We start from the raw sequence: 16,860 nt of genomic DNA, 5'->3' as shown, positions 1-16,860 counted from the left end.
GGCGCCAAGCGCCGGTTTGACGCGGGGCGGCAAGCCCTTTACCGGCCCCGATCATGATCGCTTTGCTTTCCCCCGCCAAGACCCTCGATTTCGACCGGGCGCTGCCGCCGCTCACGCTGTCCACGCCGCATTTTCGGGAGGAAGCGCATGGTCTGGCGCGGTCCGCCACCCATCTCACCGAGGAGAGACTGGGCAAGCTGATGCATATCTCGCCGCGTCTGGCCCAGCTCAATGTCGAGCGGTTCCGTGATTTTGACGATCTGCCCGAACGCGCGGCGCTCTATGCCTTTGCGGGCGATGTCTACACCGGTTTTGAGGTCGATACGCTGCATGAGGAGGGCATCGCCTTTGCCCAGAACCATCTGCGCATGCTCTCGGGATTGTATGGCCTGCTGCGTCCGCTCGACGCGATCCGGCCCTATCGGCTGGAGATGGGCACGCGCTGGGCGCCGCCCGAGGCGGGGCTGAAAAAGCTGACCGACTGGTGGGGCGAGCGCATCGCCCGGCTGCTGCGCGATCTGGTCGAAGAGGAAGGATCGGGCACGGTCCTCAATCTGGCCAGTCAGGAGTATTTCGCCGCAGTTGACGGGCAGTTGCCGGGGCTGCGCGTGATCGAGGTCGAGTTCCGCGAACCCGGCCCGGACGGTCCGCGTTTCATCAGCTTCCACGCCAAGAAGGCGCGCGGCATGATGGCGCGCTGGATGTGCGAGCATCATATCACCGATGTGGACGCCATGCGCGGCTTCGACACCGACGGCTATCGTTTCGATGCCGCCGAAAGCGAGCCAGACCGCTGGCGCTTCACCCGCGCATGAGCAAGGGATCGGCCATCGTCATCGGCGCCTCGGGCGGGATCGGCGCCGCCTTCGAGGCCGCGCTGATCGAGGAAGGCGCCTATGAGGTGGTGCATGGTTTCGCCCGGTCGCGCGGCGGGGCGCAGCATCTCGATCTGCTCGATGAGGCGAGCATAGCCGCCGCTGCCGCCCATGTTGCCAAGGGGCCGCCGCCCGCCATGGTGATCGTGGCGACGGGGCTGCTGCATGAGGGCGAGCACGGCCCGGAAAAGGCGTTGCGCGATCTCGATCCGGCATGGCTGGCGCAGCTTTATGCCGTCAATGCGGTGGGGCCGGCGCTGGTGGCCAAGCATTTTCTGCCGCTCATGCCCAAAAGCGGGCGGACGGTATTTGCGGCGCTGTCCGCACGGGTGGCGTCCATCACCGATAATCGGCTGGGCGGTTGGCATGGCTATCGCGCCTCCAAGGCGGCGCTCAACATGCTGATCCGCAATCTGGCCATCGAGGAGCGCCGCCGCAATGAGCGGGCCATCGTGGTGGCGCTGCATCCCGGCACGGTCGATACGGCCCTGTCGCGCCCGTTTCAGGCCAATGTCCCGGCGGGGCGCCTGTTCGATGCCGAGCGCGCCGCGCTGCAATTGCTCGATGTGATCGAGGAATTGAAGGGCCCGGACAGCGGCAAGCTGTTCGATTACGAGGGGCAGGAAATCCCTTTCTAAGGGGCCTGCTCTTTGCCTATAGGCGGCCTTCGGCACTGGCTTGAAGGATTTGGATCATGGCGTTCACGGCAACCATCTTGCTGCTCGGTTCGGGCGAATTGGGGCGGGAGTTCGTGATCGCGGCCAAGCGGCTGGGCGCCCGTGTCATCGCCTGCGACGCCTATGAAGGCGCTCCGGCGATGCAGTTGGCCGACGGTTTCGAGGTCTTCTCCATGCTCGATGGCGAGAAGCTGCGCGCCGCCATCGCCAAACACCAGCCCGATTTCGTCGTGCCCGAGATCGAGGCGATCCGCACCGAGGTTCTGGCGGAGGTCGAGGCGCAGGGCGTCAATGTCGTCCCCTCCGCCCGCGCCACGATCCTGACGATGAACCGCGACCGCATCCGCGATGTGGCGGCGCAGGATCTGGGCCTGCGCACCTCGCGCTATCGCTATGCCGAGAGCCTTGAGGAGGTGCGCGAGGGCGCTGCTTTCACCGGTTTTCCTTGTGTGATCAAGCCGGTCATGTCCTCCTCGGGCAAGGGGCAGAGCACGGTGCGTTCCGCGCAGGATCTGGAAGCGGCCTGGACCTATGCCGTCGCCAACATGCGCGGCGACCGCCAGCGGGTGATCGTGGAAGAGTTCATCGCCTTCGATTACGAGATCACTTTGCTGACGATCCGCGCCCGCGACGGCGTGCATTTCTGCCCGCCCATCGGCCACCGGCAGGAGCGCGGCGACTATCAGGAAAGCTGGCAGCCCGCCGCCATGAGCGCCTCGGCCATCGCCGATGCTCAGGAGATGGCGCGCAAGGTGGTGGACGATCTGGGCGGCTACGGCCTGTTCGGCGTCGAGTTCTTCGTGAAGGGCGAGGAGGTGATCTTTTCCGAACTCTCGCCGCGCCCGCATGACACCGGCATGGTAACGCTGATCTCGCAGGATCTGAACGAGTTCGACCTGCATGCCCGTGCGATCATGGGCCTGCCGATCCCGCAGATCGCGCTGCGCGGTCCCTCGGCCTCGGCGGTGCTGCTGGCGGACCGGGATTCGGCGAAGTTCCGCTATGAGGGGCAGGCGCAGGCGCTCTCCACGCCGGGCGAGGCGGTCGATCTGCGCATCTTCGCCAAGCCCACGGCACGGCCCTATCGCCGCATGGGCGTGGCGCTGGCCCGCGCGCAGGACACCGACAGCGCCCGCCGCATCGCTGCCGAGGCGGCCGGCAAGCTGTCGATCGTCTACGAGGATTAAGGCCCAAGCGGCGCTTTAGAGCGGTTGCGCCAGCACCGTCGGAAAGCGCCGCGCCACATCCATGATCATCTCGCCAAACAGGCTGTTGGCCCAGGCGAACCAGGCGCGGGTGTAGTGCCGGGGGTCATCCTGACGGAAGCTCTCATGCATAAAGCCGGTGCCGGCATGGCTGGACTTCAGCGTGCGCAGCAGGGCGCGGATTTCCGCCGGGCTGTCGCTGGTCATGGCCCGCACGATCAGCGACATCGGCCAGATCATGCCCAGTCCGACATGCGGTCCCCCGATGCCCGCCCCGGCCTCGCCCTTGAAGAAATAGGGGTTGCGCGATGACCAGCACAGCGCCGCCGTGCGCCGGAAGATCGGATCATTGCGCGGCACGGCGCCCAGATAGGCCAGCGATGACAGGCCGGGCACATTGGCGTCATCCATAAAGAAGCCATTGCCGAAACCATCGACCTCATAGGCCCAGACCGGATGGCCATCGGGTCCCGTCATCCGGCCATAGCGCAGCAGGGCGCGGTCCAGTTGCAGCGCCAGCGCATTGGCGTCCCGCGCCAGCGCCGCGTCACCGCGTGCCTCCATCGCGACCTTGGCGAGGCCCTTCAGCGCACTGGCTGCGAAGAGATTGGAGGGGATCAGGAAAGGAAAGGTGCAGGCATCGTCGGAGGGGCGGAACATCGAATGGATCAGCCCCACCTTGCGGCTGGCCGCGCCATAGCCGCCCAGCATCAGCGTCTCGGTGGCATTGCCGTCCGGGCGGCGGAAGGTGTAGGGGCCATTGTCATGCAGCCGCTGCTGCTCGCGCATGGTGCGCAGCGCGGCGCGCGCACCGCTGGCCCAGAGCGCGTCGAAAGGCCGCTTGTCCTTGGTCGCCTGCCAATAGCCATGGGCCAGACGCAGCGTCCAGCACAGCGAGTCCAGCTCCCATTTGCGCTCGGCCACGCCCGGTTTCATGTCCGTCAGGTCGCGCTGCGCCCATGACAGATCACTGCGCGCCTGCGGGTTCTGCATAAAGGCATTGGCATAGGGATCGATCAGCAGGCAGCGGGCCTGACGCGCGATCAAACCGTTGAACAGCGTCTGCAATTGCTGGTCGCCCTTGGCCAGCGGAAGATAGGGCCAGACCTGGGCGCTGCTGTCACGCAGCCACAAACACGGAATGTCTCCGGTGATGACGAAAGCATCGGGTTTGCCATCCACCGTGCCCATCCGCACCGTGGTGTCGAGCGTGTTCGGATAGCAATTGGCGAACATCCAGGCCAGTTCGGGATCCGCGATCTGTTTGGAAATCTCGGCGATACGCGCCTCGACCGAAGGACTGGTGAACTTGCGATCGCCGGGCGCGGGGCGGCGCGAATTGAGGTCGGTGGTGCGCCCCGGCGCGGGCGGCACGGGAATGGGCGTCGCCGGGCTGATCGGGGTGGGAGGAGGCGCTGCCATGGATCGCGAGGCCAGCGCTCCGGCCAGCAGGGCGGTGCCCGATGTCAGAAAGGTACGGCGATGCGTTGGCATGGGGTGGTCACGGCCTCGATTGAACTATGGGCACGGAGCACTGGCCCGTCCCCGACATAGGTATCACCGCGCAATTTGCGAGGAGCTGACTGCAAAGTGTGATCCGTCACCGGGGATGCACGCTCCGCCGCGTGCCTTATCGCGTGAAGTCGATAAAGGCCCTTAAAGGCGCGGGCACCTGGCGGCGGCCCGAGTAATAGAGCATCGGGCCCGCAAAAGCCTCGTCCCATTCGGGCAGGATGCGCTCCAGAGCGCCGCTTTGCAGGGCGGGGGCCAGCCAGTCCTCGAACAGGCGCATCACGCCCAGCCCCTCCACCGCCGCGTCGATCAGCAGGTCGCTGGCCGATCCGGGCTGGACCAGCAAGGGGCCTCTGGGGTCGATGCGGATCACCTCATCGCCCTTCTCGAACTCCCAGATGGCCATGGCGCCGCTGGAAAAGCGGAGGCGCAGGCATGGGTGGTCGAGCAGATCGCGCGGATGCTGCGGGCGGCCATGCTCGGCCAGATAGGCGGGCGCGGCCACGGTGATGATCCTTTGCCGGCGCGGCCCGATGGGCAGGGCGATCATGTCCTGCTCCAGCCGCTCCTCATAGCGGATGCCCGCATCGGCGCCCGAGGCGAGGATGTCGACATGGGTGTCCTCCACCGTCACCTCCACGCGGATCTGCGGATGCGCGTGGAGGAAGCGCGGGATGATGCCGGGCAACACGGTCTTGGCGACATTGGCTGGCACATTGAGGCGCAGCGTGCCCGCCGGTTGATCCGGCTGGGCATGCACGGCCTCCAGAGCCTCGCCGATCTCGCGCAGCGCGGGGGAGAGCCTTTCGAACAGGCTGCTGCCCGCCTCGGTGGTGGAGATGCTGCGCGTGGTGCGGTGAAGCAGCCGCGTGCCCAAGCGGCTTTCCAGCCGCCGCAGGGCCTCGCTCAGCCCGGAGGCCGACAGGCCCGAGACGCGCGCGGCCTCGCGAAAGCCTCCGGCGCGCACCACGGTGACGAAAGCGGACAGGTCATCGAGTTCCATGCTCACACCATGCCAGAGATTGTACGAAATTCCATACGGGCTGTGCCGGAGTGCACGGCTTATCGATCGCCGGCAACAGGGCCATACTGGGCGCACCCCTTGAAGGAGAGTTCCCATGACCGATCCAAAGACCTTCCAGCTCGGCGATCTCACCGTCAACCGCATGGGCTATGGCGCCATGCAACTGGCAGGCCCTCATGTCTTCGGCCCGCCCAAAGATCGCGCGGCGGCGCTGGCCGTGCTGCGCGCCGCGGTGGAGGCCGGGGTCAACCACATCGACACCAGCGATTTCTATGGTCCCCATGTCACCAATGAGATCATCCGCGAGGCGCTTCATCCCTATGCGCAAGATCTGGTGATCGTCACCAAGGTCGGTGCGATGCGCGGGGAGGACGCCTCGTGGAACCGGGCGCAGGCGCCTGCGCAGCTTGAGCAGGCGGTGCATGACAATCTGCGCAACCTCGGGCTGGAGCGGCTCGATGTCGTCAATCTGCGCATGATGATCGAGGTGGGCGGTCCGGCGGAAGGCCCGCTGGAAGAGCAGTTCTCGACGCTGGCCAAGTTGCGCGATCAGGGCCTGATCCGCCATCTGGGGCTGAGCAATGCCACGGCAAAACAGGTCGAGCAGGCTCAGGCCATTGCCCCGGTGGTCTGCGTGCAGAACCACTATAACCTCGTCCACCGGGAGGACGAGGCGCTGGTCGATAGCCTGAACGCGCAGGGCATCGCCTATGTACCCTTCTTCCCGCTGGGCGGTTTCAGCCCGATCCAGTCCGATGCGCTCTCCACCATCGCCGCCGATCTGGGCGCCAGCCCGCTGCAGGTGGCGCTGGCGTGGCTGCTGGCGCGCTCGCCCAACATGCTGCTGATCCCCGGCACGTCCAGCACCGCTCATCTGGCGGAAAATCTGGCGGCACAGGATCTGGTGCTGACCCCCGAGGTGCTGGCGGCGCTCGACCGGGCTGCCGCGCTGCCCGCCTGATCGGGAGAGGGGCAGGAACCTTCGCCGGGGCTCAGGCGATTGGATAATGTCTGAACGTTCATCTGGCAGCAGGCTGAAGGGCCCTATGCCGGATGAACGTTTATCCCATTGCCGTGGAGTCTCATGCGCCTCGCTCTTCCTTGTCTTGCCGCCGGTCTGGTCATGCTGTCGGCGGGGGTGGTTTCCGCCGATCCGGCTCCCTTCGATCTGGTCGGGCCCGATCTGCGCATCAGCGTGACGCGCCACGGCGTCACCCTGCCGATCGGCGCGGTGCCGCAACTGGCGGAGGGCGACAAGGTGAAGGTGGAGGCGGTGCTGCCCCATGACGAAAGCGCGCATTACCTGCTGATCGCCGCCTTCCTGCGCGAGCCGACCAACCCGCCCCCCGACAAATGGTTCGACAAGGTGGAGGCGTGGAAGCGTGTCGGTCATGGCGGCGGCCCGATCAATCTGACGGTGCCGGACCATGCGCAGCATCTGGTGGTGTTCCTCGCACCCGAGACCGGGGGCGACTTCAAGACCCTGCGCGATGCGGTCAAGGCACGCCCCGGCGCCTTTGTCCGCGCGGCGCAGGATCTGGAGCAGGCCTCGCTCGACCGCAGCCGTTACGAGACCTATCTCACCGCGATCCGCCAGATCTCGGCCAGCCAGCCCGAGGCGCTGGCCCATAGCGCGCCGGTGGTGGCCGAAAGCCTGCATATCAAGATCAACGATGCCTGCCTGCAACGCCCGGCCGAGTTTCAGGCCACCTGCCTGCTCGATTCCAAGCAGTCGGTGGTGCTGGGCGGGGACGACACCGCCAACAGCAGTAGGCTGACCGGCGCCGCGACCGATCTGGCCTTGAGCCTGAGTGCGACGCCTCAGGGCGGCTTCGGCTATTTCAGCCCCTATATCAGCGCGATCCACGAGATCGTCGGCATTTTCGGCGCGATGCGCACCGCACGCTACCAATATGTCCCGGCGTTGGGGGCGCTGCGTGGTGATACGATGGCGCTGGCGCTCAACACGCCGCCCTCCTTTGCCAATCCCAAATCGGTGCTGATGGCGGCTTTGCCCGCGGTCCGCCCGACCAGCGTGCCGGTGCTGCGGATCCCGCCCAAGGCCGCCCCGGCCTGTCTGGGGACATCCTCGGGCCTGCTCAGCCTGTCGGGTTCGCCTTTGCTCTATGCCACGGCCTATGGCCATGATCTGTCGCTGCGGGTCAGCCTGCCGGGGGGCAAGACGAGCGATCTGGCGCTGACGCCCAATGCCCTGCGCGGCGGTCTGGAGATTGCCGCGCCGCCGCCCGAACTGGGCGCGCTGACCGGTCCGATCCCCGCCAAACTGCATGGCATGTGGGGTTTCGAGCCTCTTGATGGCCCCGAGGTGACGCTCCAGACCGCCGGAGACTGGCACTGGCAGCAGGCGCCATCCGGCGCTGCCGATGGCCATCTGGTGCTGACGGGCGCGGCATCGGGCTGCGTCTCCGAGGTGAGCGTGACTGCTCCGGGCGCCGCCCCCAAGCCCGCCGAGTGGAAGGCTAGCGGCGAGCATGAGATCAGCGTCGCCCTGCCGCCGCAGGGCCAGCAACCCGTCACCCTGACCATCGCCGGGCCGGAGGGCACCCCGCCTGCCAGCATCACCGTTGCGCCGCCCGCCAGAGCGCCGCAGCCGGTTGCGACGATCATAGCGCGCGGATCGGATCGTCCGCATGCCGATCAAGCCAATGGGCTGGAGATCACGCTGGGCAGCCCGGACGCCATCCCCGCCGATACCCGCCTGAGCTTCACGCTGAAAGCGCAGGGCAAGGAGCGTTTCGACCGCCATGACAGTGTGGAGGTCGCCACCGCCAAGGACGATGCCTCGGTGAAACTGGCGCTGGGCAGCGGGCTGACGCTGGTCGATCCCGGCGTGATGATCGCCAGCCTGACCCCGGCGCAGGCATTGGGCGCCTCGGCTTTCGGGCCGCTGCATGCGCGGCTGGTGCGCGGCGGGGTGGCCGGAGAATGGCTGCCGGTCGGCACGCTGGTGCGCTTGCCCCGGCTCAGGCAGGTGAGCTGTGCGGCTGCGGCGCCCGCGCCTTGCACTTTGCAGGGCGAGGGGCTCTATCTGCTGGCCTCGGTTGCGGGGCGGCAGGATTTCGATGGCGCGGCCAATGTGCCCGAGGGCTTTCCCGGCGGCAGCCTGAGCGTGCCGCATCCCGGATCGGATGGCGTACTCTATCTGCGGCTGCATGACGCGCCGGAGATCGTCAACCGTGTGACGGTGCGGGCGCCCTAGCCGTTCAGCCGAAGCGCCTGGCGAGGATATGTTCGAAATCTTTCAGCGCTGCAGCGGCGGTCGCCATGGGTTCGGAACCGCAGCCCATGGCCAGCACCTCGCCCATCAGATCGGTGGTGATGCGGACGGCCTTGTTCTTGCCCGTCACCAAGGCAAACGGGTCGCTGGGGGGCAGGGCGCGAACCTCGACCCCGGCGTGAAAGGCGTCACCGTCCTTGCGCAGATGGCCGATCAGCTTGGGGACCAGACCTTGCTCGCGCCACTCGCTGATCTGGTCCTCGCTCAGCCGGTCGATGCCCGAGACATCCATCGTCTCGATCGTCAGGCCTGCGCCAAGGCCGAAATTGGCGAGGATCAGCAGCTTGCAGGCGGTATCCCAGCCTTCGACATCATTGCGCGGGTCGGCCTCGGCAAAGCCTGCGGCCTGTGCTTCTTTCAGGGCCGCATCAAAACCGATATCTCGGCTGATCATGGCATCGAGCAGGAAATTCGTGGTGGCGTTGAGAATGCCCTCGATCTCCAGCACCTCACAGCCGGCCAGATTGTACTGCAGAAGATCGATGGTCGGCAGCGCCGCCGCTGTGGCGCCGCTGATCTTCATCAGCGATCCGGAGGCCTGCGCCATGGCGTTCAGCCCCGCGCCATCGTGAACCAGCGCCCCCTTGGAGATGACGATGACGTCACGCCCCGCCGACAGCGCCTCACGCAGATAGGGCAGGCCGGGGCCGCCGGTGCGAAAATCGCTGGGGCCGGCTTCGATCAGCACATCGGCCCGGCTGGCGGCGATGAAGGCCGGGCCGGTCTGGCCCTCTTCCAGATGGTCGAGGGTTTGAAGCTCAAGGCCCTCGGCCCGCATCACGCCTGCCCGCGATCCGCAGGCGGCCACCAGCCGCACATCGACGCCAAACAGGGCCCGGTAACGCTCTCGCCGTGACAGCAGCAGCGCGGCGGTGGCGCGGCCCACGCCGCCCAGACCGGCAAGGGCGACACGGCATTCTTTGTTCATGGAGGGCCTGTTCATGCGGCCATCATGGTGCCGCCGGCGAGCGCGTCAAGACTTTCAACCTCTTGCTACACCGATCAGCGCGGTGGAGGGAATGGGCAGCACCGCGCCGCCACCCGCCATGGCGCGAGCCTCGGCCACCACCTCGGCCTTTTCCGCATCGCTCAGCCCGGTCCAGTCGGGCGACATGCCGAAGAGCGTGTCGGGTTCGGCAAGGGCCGCGACATCCAGCAGATAATCATGGGTGACGCGCTCGATCCGCGGATCGGTGAACCCGGCGACGACCAGTTCGCGGGCGAAGTCTTCCGGGGCGCTCAGGGCCTGCACTGCGGCGGGCATGGTCATGCCCTGACGCTCGGGAAAGAGTTTGCGGCGGATCTGGCCGAGCAGCAGGAAGGTTGCTGCGCCGGAGTCACGCCAGGTGGCGACGACGCCATAGCCGCCCGGACGGGTGACGCGCGCCATTTCCGCCAGCCCCTTGCGCCAGTCGGGAAACATGATGACGCCGAAGATCGAGAAGCTGGCATCGAAGCTGGCGTCCGGCAGATCGAGCGCCTGCCCATCCATCACTTTCGCCTCGACGTTGGGCAGGCCAGCCGCCGCGATCCGCGCGACCATGCCGGCGGAGAAATCCGTGGCGAGCACCCGCGCGCCGGTGCTCGCCGCCTGCAGTGCCAGAGCGCCCGTGCCGGCCGCGACATCGAGAACGCGGCTGGCCGGCGAAAGCGGCACGCGCGACAAGGCCGCCTTGGCATAAAGCGCGGTGAAGGGATGGGCGGTTTTTTCGTAATGCTGGGCGGCTGTGTCCCAATGGTCGGGGTTTTCGAATTGCTGCATGGGATGCTCCGTGAATCACGTAACATCATAAGTATCGTAACAACAATCTTTTGCCAATCGGTGTTGTTTTGGCACAGCTTGGGATCCTGCGAAAAACCGCGTGTTTCCGCAGCGGAATCATTTGACAAAACCCCCTGCGAGGCGTTTCATGCATACCTATTCGGGAGAGGTTGCCGGAGCCGTCAAAGATGGCCCGAGCCAGCCAGTAAAGGCAGGTCATCATGCTGTTGCACGCGCTTCTTGTCGGTGCCCACAATGTCCAGGCCATCAGCAGTCTTCTGGCTGCGGGGGTGGTGAGCTGGTCGTGGTGGAGTGCGTTCAGGCTCGTTCTGGGGGCTGAGCGGGAACCGGTCTTGCAGCCGGTCGTGTCGATCGCCGGTTTCGGTCGCTTCTGATCCTTTTTGCGCGCAGGTCGGGTCGCGGCTCGCAGCGGACGCCGGAAACAGGCCGGGCCGCAGCGGGCCGGCGCGCTGGATCAGCCAGGCCATCGGCGCTCCCGACCATGGGGGGGGGGCGCCGTTGCCGGGAAATTTCAAAACGAGCAGGGGTTCGTTCAGCGGGTTTTGGTGAAATGGAACTCGGCCAGCGTCTTCACGATCTGGCCATTGGCATCGACCACGCCGATGCCGATCCCTTCGACCTGACCGCTCGCCTGCGGCTGGTTCTTCTCCGCCTCGGCCATAAAGGCGGAGAGGGCGGGGCTCTTCTCATTGGCGAGCAGGGTCAGATGCGGCTCGAACTGCATGAACACATTGGGCGAGCCATAGCGCTCGAAGGCAGGCAGCTTGGCCGGATAGTCGCGCATCCAGCCCGGTGCGGTAACATGGTGATCGCGCAGGGGCTCGGCGGCCAGCGTGACCTGATCGGCCAGCCGCTGCAGATCGGCGCTGTGCTTCACCTTCAGGAACAGCCAGTTCGATGCGGTGCGCTCGGTGCCATCCAGCGCGAGCGGGAAGGTGGCACGGCCCTTGGCCAGCCGGGCGATGGCGGCCTTCAGTTCAGGCTCGGCGCTGGCGGGATATTGGGTGAGATAGAGCGTGGCATGCACCGCATGGCCCTGCGCGTAAAAGGTGGTCAGGCCATGTTTGGCCAGATCCTTGCTGGCCTGAGCCACTGCCTCGACCACGGGGCGCGAGGGGATGGCGTAGATATCGATGCTCACCGTGTCTTCCGCGCTGGCGGGCACGGCAAACGCAATGCTCGCAAGAAGGGCCGGGATGACAGTGCGCAGCATCATGAGGGTCTTTCCACCAAACGAGTCCATGGTGTCCAGCGATAGGCAGGGCGTGGCCCGGCTGGCAATCCCCATCTGATTAGAGCGCCCTCTGCATGCGCCTTGTGCGCGGCGCATGCAGAGGGCGCGGGCCCGCTCAAGGGCGAACGTCGACCGAGCGCGTGCCCTGATACTTGAGGATGCGGTAATAGGCCTCCCAGTCGGTTTCCATGATCGGCACGGGGGTGGTGCCGATCGGATCGATCACCCATGCCTTGAAGGTCGCCAGCCAGTCGGCGGTGGAGCCGATGTTGGTCAGCCACTCGCCGCGCCACCAGTTCTTCCATTTGCCATAGGTGGCATAGGTCTCGTAGCGCTTGATCTCGGCGATCTGGGCCAAAGCGGCATCGGCTTGACGCAGGGCTTCGGCCTGATCACCCGCCCGCGCCGCCTTCACCGCCTGGCTGACGGCGAGCAGCATCGCATTGCCGTTGCGGTTGACCGACAGCATGGTGAGCACGGCATATTGGTAATAGTCGCGACGCTCAGGCGCGACTTGCGGCAGGATCGCCAGCGCCTGTTTCAGCAGCGCATCGAAGCGGGGCTGGGCGGCGGTGCAGGTGGCGATTTCCCGCGCGGAAACCTGATCGACCCAGAGTTTGGCATCCGCCGCGCTCTTGCCATAGTCGACTATGCGCGGCGGCCACCATTGCGGCGACTGCGCGATGGTGCGGTAATAGGGCGGATCGATCATGGTGCGCAGCATCAGGCTGCGCGACAGCTCCTGATAGCGCTGATCGCCATATTCCATGCCGCCGCCGGTGCCTTCGCCCGTGGGCAGGCGCGGCAGGCTGGTGAAATAGGCCGGGTAGAAGGTGGCGAGGCTCTCGGCGGCCCCGGCGCCATACTGGCCCTTTGCCCAGCCTGCATAATAGGCGCGAGCGGAGGCCCTGGCGGGCACGCCGTTCCATGCGGTGTCGAGCGTGGCTTTCGCGGTCATGGCCACGGCGCGCAGATCGCTGACATTGACCAGCGCGAAGCGTGTCGCTCCGGCGCGGATAAAGCGGCCGAATTCCTCATGAATGCGCTCGACCGGCACCATTTCGGAAAGCTGGTTGGCTTTTCCGTTCAGCATGGCGACGTGGAAGTAGAAGCCCTGATCCTTGCTCACCTGCCCGTCGTCGCGGATCTTGCCCCAGCCTTCGTCGGGCCAGGCGATGATAACCTCCTCGGGGATCTTGAGGTGGCCCTCGCGCATCAGTTCGGCGCCTTCGGACCATAGGTTGGTGACGAAGCGGGCGTTGGGGAAGCGGGCGCGCACCAACGCCATCTGCTCGCGCATGGCCTGCCCGGCCAGTTGCCCCATGCGCGGCTTGTTGCCCACCACGCTGGGGTCCATCGAGGCATAGGACACATCCGACAGGCCGCGCATGCCCACCGTCCACAGCACCTCCTGATCCTTGTCGTAAAGCGCGATGGCGTTCTTCCAGGCGTTGCGCAGGATGTCGGGGTGCTCGGTGTAGTTATAGGGAACATGCTCGGGCCAGCGGGCAGCGTTCATGCCGACGGGCGTGGCGTGATGCTGGTTGACGATCAACCCGCGCGCGCTGGCCGCCTTGATCTGCGGATCGTCGGGGAAGGGCCAGGTGCTGGGCACCACCATATTGCCCTTGAGCCGCAGGATCGTCTCATAGACCTTGTCCATCACCGCCGGATCGATGTTGGTGTGGTCCTCGGGCTTTGCGGGGGCCCAGCCGGTGAGTTGATCCTCATCGTTCACAAAGAAGCCGCGATAGTCGATCACCGGGCCCGGAAAGGCGATGCGGGCGCCGTCCTTCATGGCGATTTCGGCCAGAGGTTTGGGGCTGTGGTCAGTCCAGAAGGCCATGGGGTCGACGCCGAGGTGGTCCTGAGCGAACTGATAGATCGCGTAGATCGTGCCGCGCATATCCGCCCCGACCAGATCGACGCGATGGCCATGACGGCTGAGCGAAAAGCTTTCACGCGCGCCCTGGTTGCTGGTGGCGATGGCGATGTGCAGCCCGTCATGCGCCTGATCCTGATCCTGCACGAGATCGACCGAGGCGCCCAGCACGGCCTTGAGATCCCCGGCCAGATCCTGAGCGGCCCGATGCACAGGCGGGAAGGGCGAGCGAATCGAGATGGTCACGCGCGGGGTGGCGGTGTCGCGAGTCGCACTCAGGGCAGGGGAGCCCAGCGCGGCGGCGCCTGCCGCGCCCAGTGACTGGATGACCCGTCGCTTCGAAAGTTTCACGCATGCTCTCCCGCGTTGGATGCTCATTTTGTCAGATCATTCCATATCTGTGATCTGATGAATGTTCAAGAATTGGTCGCGTGGTGATCTGTCCAATTTGCAAAATGGTGACTTTTGCGAGCTGCGATCGTGGTGGATCGGTGAGGGATGTCATCATCTCTCCGATGATGACGATGATATAGTAAATTGAAATTTAGTCATAAAAATTGATATCATGCTGATCTGTCGCGCACCTCCCTCCACAATCCCTCACGGACTTTCGCAGAAGGTCAGGCCTCTTCTCTCAAAAAATTGTCCGATAAATAGTTGCGGTATGACCAAATGCGGATATTGTGGTCAGATAATTATGGGAGGATTTGATGACCAGATCACTGTTGCTCGCGTCCTGCACATTGCTTTCCGGCCTGACTGCAACCACGGCATGGGCGCAGCAGGCTCCGGCCAGCGCCGGCAATGTCGTCGCCAATCCGCAGGCGGCGCCTGTCGCGGATGATCATGAGATTGTGGTCAGCGGCGTGCGCGCCAGCCTCTCCAGCGCGATCGGCATCAAGCGCAACTCCACCCAGATCGTCGACTCGATCGTGGCCGAGGACATCGGCAAGCTGCCCGACAACAATGTGGCCGAGGCGCTCCAGCGCGTGACCGGCGTGCAGATCACCCGCAGCCAGGGCGAAGGCTCGGGCATCGCGATCCGTGGTCTGTCGCAGGTGCAGCAGCTTGTGAACGGGCGCAATTTCTTCACCACCTCGGGCCGCACCGTAGCGCTGGGCGATATTCCCGCCGCGCTGCTGGCCGGGGTCGATGTCTACAAGACCTCTTCGGCCGACCAGATCGAGGGCGGCATCGGCGGTGTGGTCGATATCCGCCTGCGCCGTCCCTTCGATTTCAAGGGCAGCGAAAAGTCGATCACCGCCAAGGGCTTCTATGGCGACATCGCCAAGAAGGTCGATCCGCGCGTCTCGGCCCTGTGGAGCAACCGTTATGACACCAGCGTCGGCGAGGTCGGCCTGCTGATCAGCGCGGCCTATCAGGCGCGCCATTACGGTTCCTACCGCAATGCGACCGGCGCCTATCAGACCCGCACGGATCTGCTCGACCTCAACGGCAATGGTGTTCAGGACGCGGGCGATGCCATCACCGCCGTCACCGATGCGGGCACGCGCTACACCAATGGCAGCCGCAAGCGCTGGGGCGTGAATGCCTCGGCCCAGTGGCGCCCGGCCAGCAATCTGGAGTTCTATCTCGACGGCGCCTTCGAGCGTGTTGACAACCGCGAGGACGACCTGACGGCTTACGTCCGCACCGGCACCAGCGGCTTCCGGGCTTCTCCGGCGACAGCGGTGCCGCCCTTCACCTTTGCGCCGGGGACCAATTATTTCCAGTATGGTTCCTATGCCAACGCCAAATTCGCCCCCGCGACCTATGCGCAGGACAGCGCCTACACCACCTATCAGCTCGCGCTGGGCGGCAAATGGGAGCAAGGCCGTCTGAAGATCACCGGTGAGGGTACCTACACCCGCAGCACCGGCTGGGATGATTTCCGCCAGATTGGCATCTATGCCAATGCGCCCTCCTACACGTTGGATCTGCGCAGTTTCATCCCGAACCCGCAGGTCTCCGGCTTCAATCCCAATGATTTCAGCGCCTATCGCTTCGACAATTTCCAGGACGAATATCACCGCAACATCGGCGAGGAGGTCAGCGGGCGCCTCGATGCCACCTATGAGCTGGGCGGCTTCCTGAAAAGCCTTCAGGCCGGTGTCCGCTTTGCGCGGCGCACCTCGCATCATAGCGGCTTTACCAACGACTATTCGCTCAGCGACCGCACCGATCTGCCGCTGCCGGGCAATGTGAAGGGCCTGCTGACGATCACGCCCAATCAGGTGTTCCGGGGCGACTATGGCCTCAGCCTGCAGCAATTCGCGCTGCCCAACATCAATCTGGTGCGCGATATCGCCTTTGGGCGCCAGCTCTTCGGCTTTGGTCCGGGCACGCCGGCCGACGATCCCTCACAGCTCTATGATATTTCCGAAACGACCTATGCCGCCTATCTGATGGCCAATTACAGCTTCATGCTGGGGGGCATCCAGTTCGACGGCAATGCGGGCCTGCGCTATGTGAAGACGAAGGAAAGCGTCACCGGCTTCCAGAACCAGGCGGGCGGCGGCTATGCGCCGATCAACGCCAACAGCGATTACGGCAACTGGCTGCCCAGCGCCAACATCCGCGCCAAGCTGACCGACAAGCTCTATCTGCGCGGCGGCATTTCCAAGGTGGTGACGCGCCCCGGCTTCAGCCAGCTCACCCCGGCGCAGAGCCTGGCCTATGCTTTCCTGACGGGCACGGCGGGCAACCCCAACCTCAAGCCGCTGCGGGCCGACCAGTTCGACACCTCGCTGGAATGGTATATTTCGAAGACCAACATCCTCTATGCGGCGGCCTTCCTGAAGAAGGTCGACGGTTTTATCCAGAATGTCTCGACGCAGGAGACCATCAACGGCCAGTCCTTCCTGATGACCCGCCCGGTCAATGGCAACAATGGCACGGTGAAGGGGCTGGAAGTCGGCTATCAGACCTTCTTCGACTTTCTGCCGTCGCCCTTCAACGGTCTGGGTTTCCAGGCCAATTACACCTATGTCGACAGCAATGCGCCCAGCCCCATTCCCGGCCAGAGCGTGCCTTTGGAAGGTCTTTCCAAGAACAGCTACAATCTGATCGGCATCTATGAAAAGGGCCCGGTTTCGATGCGGCTCGCCTACAACTGGCGCAGCAAATATGTCGAGACGACCTCGGGCGATGCGGCGAACCGACCGCTGGTGTCCAAGCCGATCGGGCAGCTCGATGCCTCGTTCAGCTATGACCTCACCAGGAAGATCGCTCTTACGTTCGACGCCACCAATCTGACCCGCAACACGCAGAGCGACTATTACGGCACGCCCCTGCTGCCCAAATCGGTCAATGCTTTCGATCGCACCTTCGAATTTGGCGTTCGCGCGCGCTTCTGAAGGCGGGGTCTTTA

Annotated in this window: 13 protein-coding genes; 6 read left to right on the top strand and 7 right to left on the bottom strand. The window is 65.1% G+C overall.

All coding sequences use genetic code 11. From position 1 onward, the window contains the following. Nucleotides 1–53: 53 nt before the first annotated feature. The 3 genes from yaaA to purT are packed head-to-tail and all read left to right on the top strand — an operon-like array spanning nt 54 to nt 2,739. Nucleotides 54–815, top strand: coding sequence for a peroxide stress protein YaaA (gene yaaA, locus ABDW49_RS12375; RefSeq protein WP_343612251.1), 762 nt, complete (start codon nt 54–56; stop codon nt 813–815). Then, a complete protein-coding gene (locus ABDW49_RS12370) occupies nt 812–1,513 on the top strand; it encodes an SDR family NAD(P)-dependent oxidoreductase (RefSeq protein ID WP_343612250.1) in 702 nt (233 codons plus the stop codon). Before yaaA ends, ABDW49_RS12370 begins: the two co-directional genes overlap by 4 nt. 56 nt (nt 1,514–1,569) lie before the next feature. Beyond that, nucleotides 1,570–2,739, top strand: a complete 1,170-nt coding sequence (purT, locus tag ABDW49_RS12365; RefSeq protein ID WP_343612249.1) for a formate-dependent phosphoribosylglycinamide formyltransferase — start codon at nt 1,570–1,572, stop codon at nt 2,737–2,739. Between the two features lie 15 nt (nt 2,740–2,754). Here the strand turns inward: purT and ABDW49_RS12360 are convergent, their stop codons facing one another. Together ABDW49_RS12360 and ABDW49_RS12355 are read right to left on the bottom strand one after the other, a co-directional pair. Further along, on the bottom strand, nt 2,755–4,251 hold the full coding sequence (locus ABDW49_RS12360) for a glycoside hydrolase family 125 protein (RefSeq protein ID WP_343612248.1): 1,497 nt from the start codon (nt 4,249–4,251) through the stop codon (nt 2,755–2,757). A 136-nt stretch (nt 4,252–4,387) separates the two neighbouring features. Beyond that, nucleotides 4,388–5,272, bottom strand: coding sequence for a LysR substrate-binding domain-containing protein (locus ABDW49_RS12355; RefSeq protein WP_343612246.1), 885 nt, complete (start codon nt 5,270–5,272; stop codon nt 4,388–4,390). Between the two features lie 115 nt (nt 5,273–5,387). Here ABDW49_RS12355 and ABDW49_RS12350 point away from each other — a divergent pair, with 115 nt between their 5' ends. Together ABDW49_RS12350 and ABDW49_RS12345 are read left to right on the top strand one after the other, a co-directional pair. Beyond that, nucleotides 5,388–6,254 (top strand): oxidoreductase, encoded by an 867-nt coding sequence (locus tag ABDW49_RS12350; protein WP_343612244.1) that lies wholly within the window; start codon nt 5,388–5,390, stop codon nt 6,252–6,254. Between the two features lie 123 nt (nt 6,255–6,377). Then, nucleotides 6,378–8,513 (top strand): hypothetical protein, encoded by a 2,136-nt coding sequence (locus ABDW49_RS12345; RefSeq protein ID WP_343612242.1) that lies wholly within the window; start codon nt 6,378–6,380, stop codon nt 8,511–8,513. 4 nt (nt 8,514–8,517) lie between these two features. On the opposite strand, the gene ABDW49_RS12340 is transcribed toward ABDW49_RS12345, so the two are convergent. The 5 genes from ABDW49_RS12340 to ABDW49_RS12320 form a co-directional block, all read right to left on the bottom strand. After that, entirely contained in the window at nt 8,518–9,519 is a 1,002-nt protein-coding gene (locus tag ABDW49_RS12340) for a homoserine dehydrogenase (RefSeq protein ID WP_343612240.1), read from the bottom strand. A gap of 54 nt (nt 9,520–9,573) precedes the next feature. Further along, nucleotides 9,574–10,353 carry a class I SAM-dependent methyltransferase gene (locus tag ABDW49_RS12335; protein WP_343612238.1) on the bottom strand — a complete coding sequence of 260 codons (780 nt, stop codon included), beginning with the start codon at nt 10,351–10,353 and terminating at the stop codon, nt 9,574–9,576. Nucleotides 10,354–10,535: 182 nt separating this feature from the next. Next, nucleotides 10,536–10,841 (bottom strand): hypothetical protein, encoded by a 306-nt coding sequence (locus tag ABDW49_RS12330; protein WP_343612237.1) that lies wholly within the window; start codon nt 10,839–10,841, stop codon nt 10,536–10,538. A gap of 65 nt (nt 10,842–10,906) precedes the next feature. Beyond that, nucleotides 10,907–11,590 (bottom strand): 2'-5' RNA ligase family protein, encoded by a 684-nt coding sequence (locus ABDW49_RS12325; protein ID WP_343612235.1) that lies wholly within the window; start codon nt 11,588–11,590, stop codon nt 10,907–10,909. A 133-nt stretch (nt 11,591–11,723) separates the two neighbouring features. After that, nucleotides 11,724–13,841 carry a glycosyl hydrolase 115 family protein gene (locus ABDW49_RS12320; RefSeq protein WP_343612234.1) on the bottom strand — a complete coding sequence of 706 codons (2,118 nt, stop codon included), beginning with the start codon at nt 13,839–13,841 and terminating at the stop codon, nt 11,724–11,726. A gap of 359 nt (nt 13,842–14,200) precedes the next feature. Here ABDW49_RS12320 and ABDW49_RS12315 point away from each other — a divergent pair, with 359 nt between their 5' ends. After that, on the top strand, nt 14,201–16,846 hold the full coding sequence (locus tag ABDW49_RS12315) for a TonB-dependent receptor (protein WP_343612233.1): 2,646 nt from the start codon (nt 14,201–14,203) through the stop codon (nt 16,844–16,846). The last annotated feature ends 14 nt before the right edge of the window (nt 16,847–16,860 follow it).

The sequence above is a fragment of the Novosphingobium sp. genome (assembly GCF_039595395.1).
GTDB lineage: Bacteria > Pseudomonadota > Alphaproteobacteria > Sphingomonadales > Sphingomonadaceae > Novosphingobium.
The sequence above is the reverse complement of the archived record's forward strand: the minus strand, read 5'-3'. Positions and strand labels throughout refer to the sequence as shown.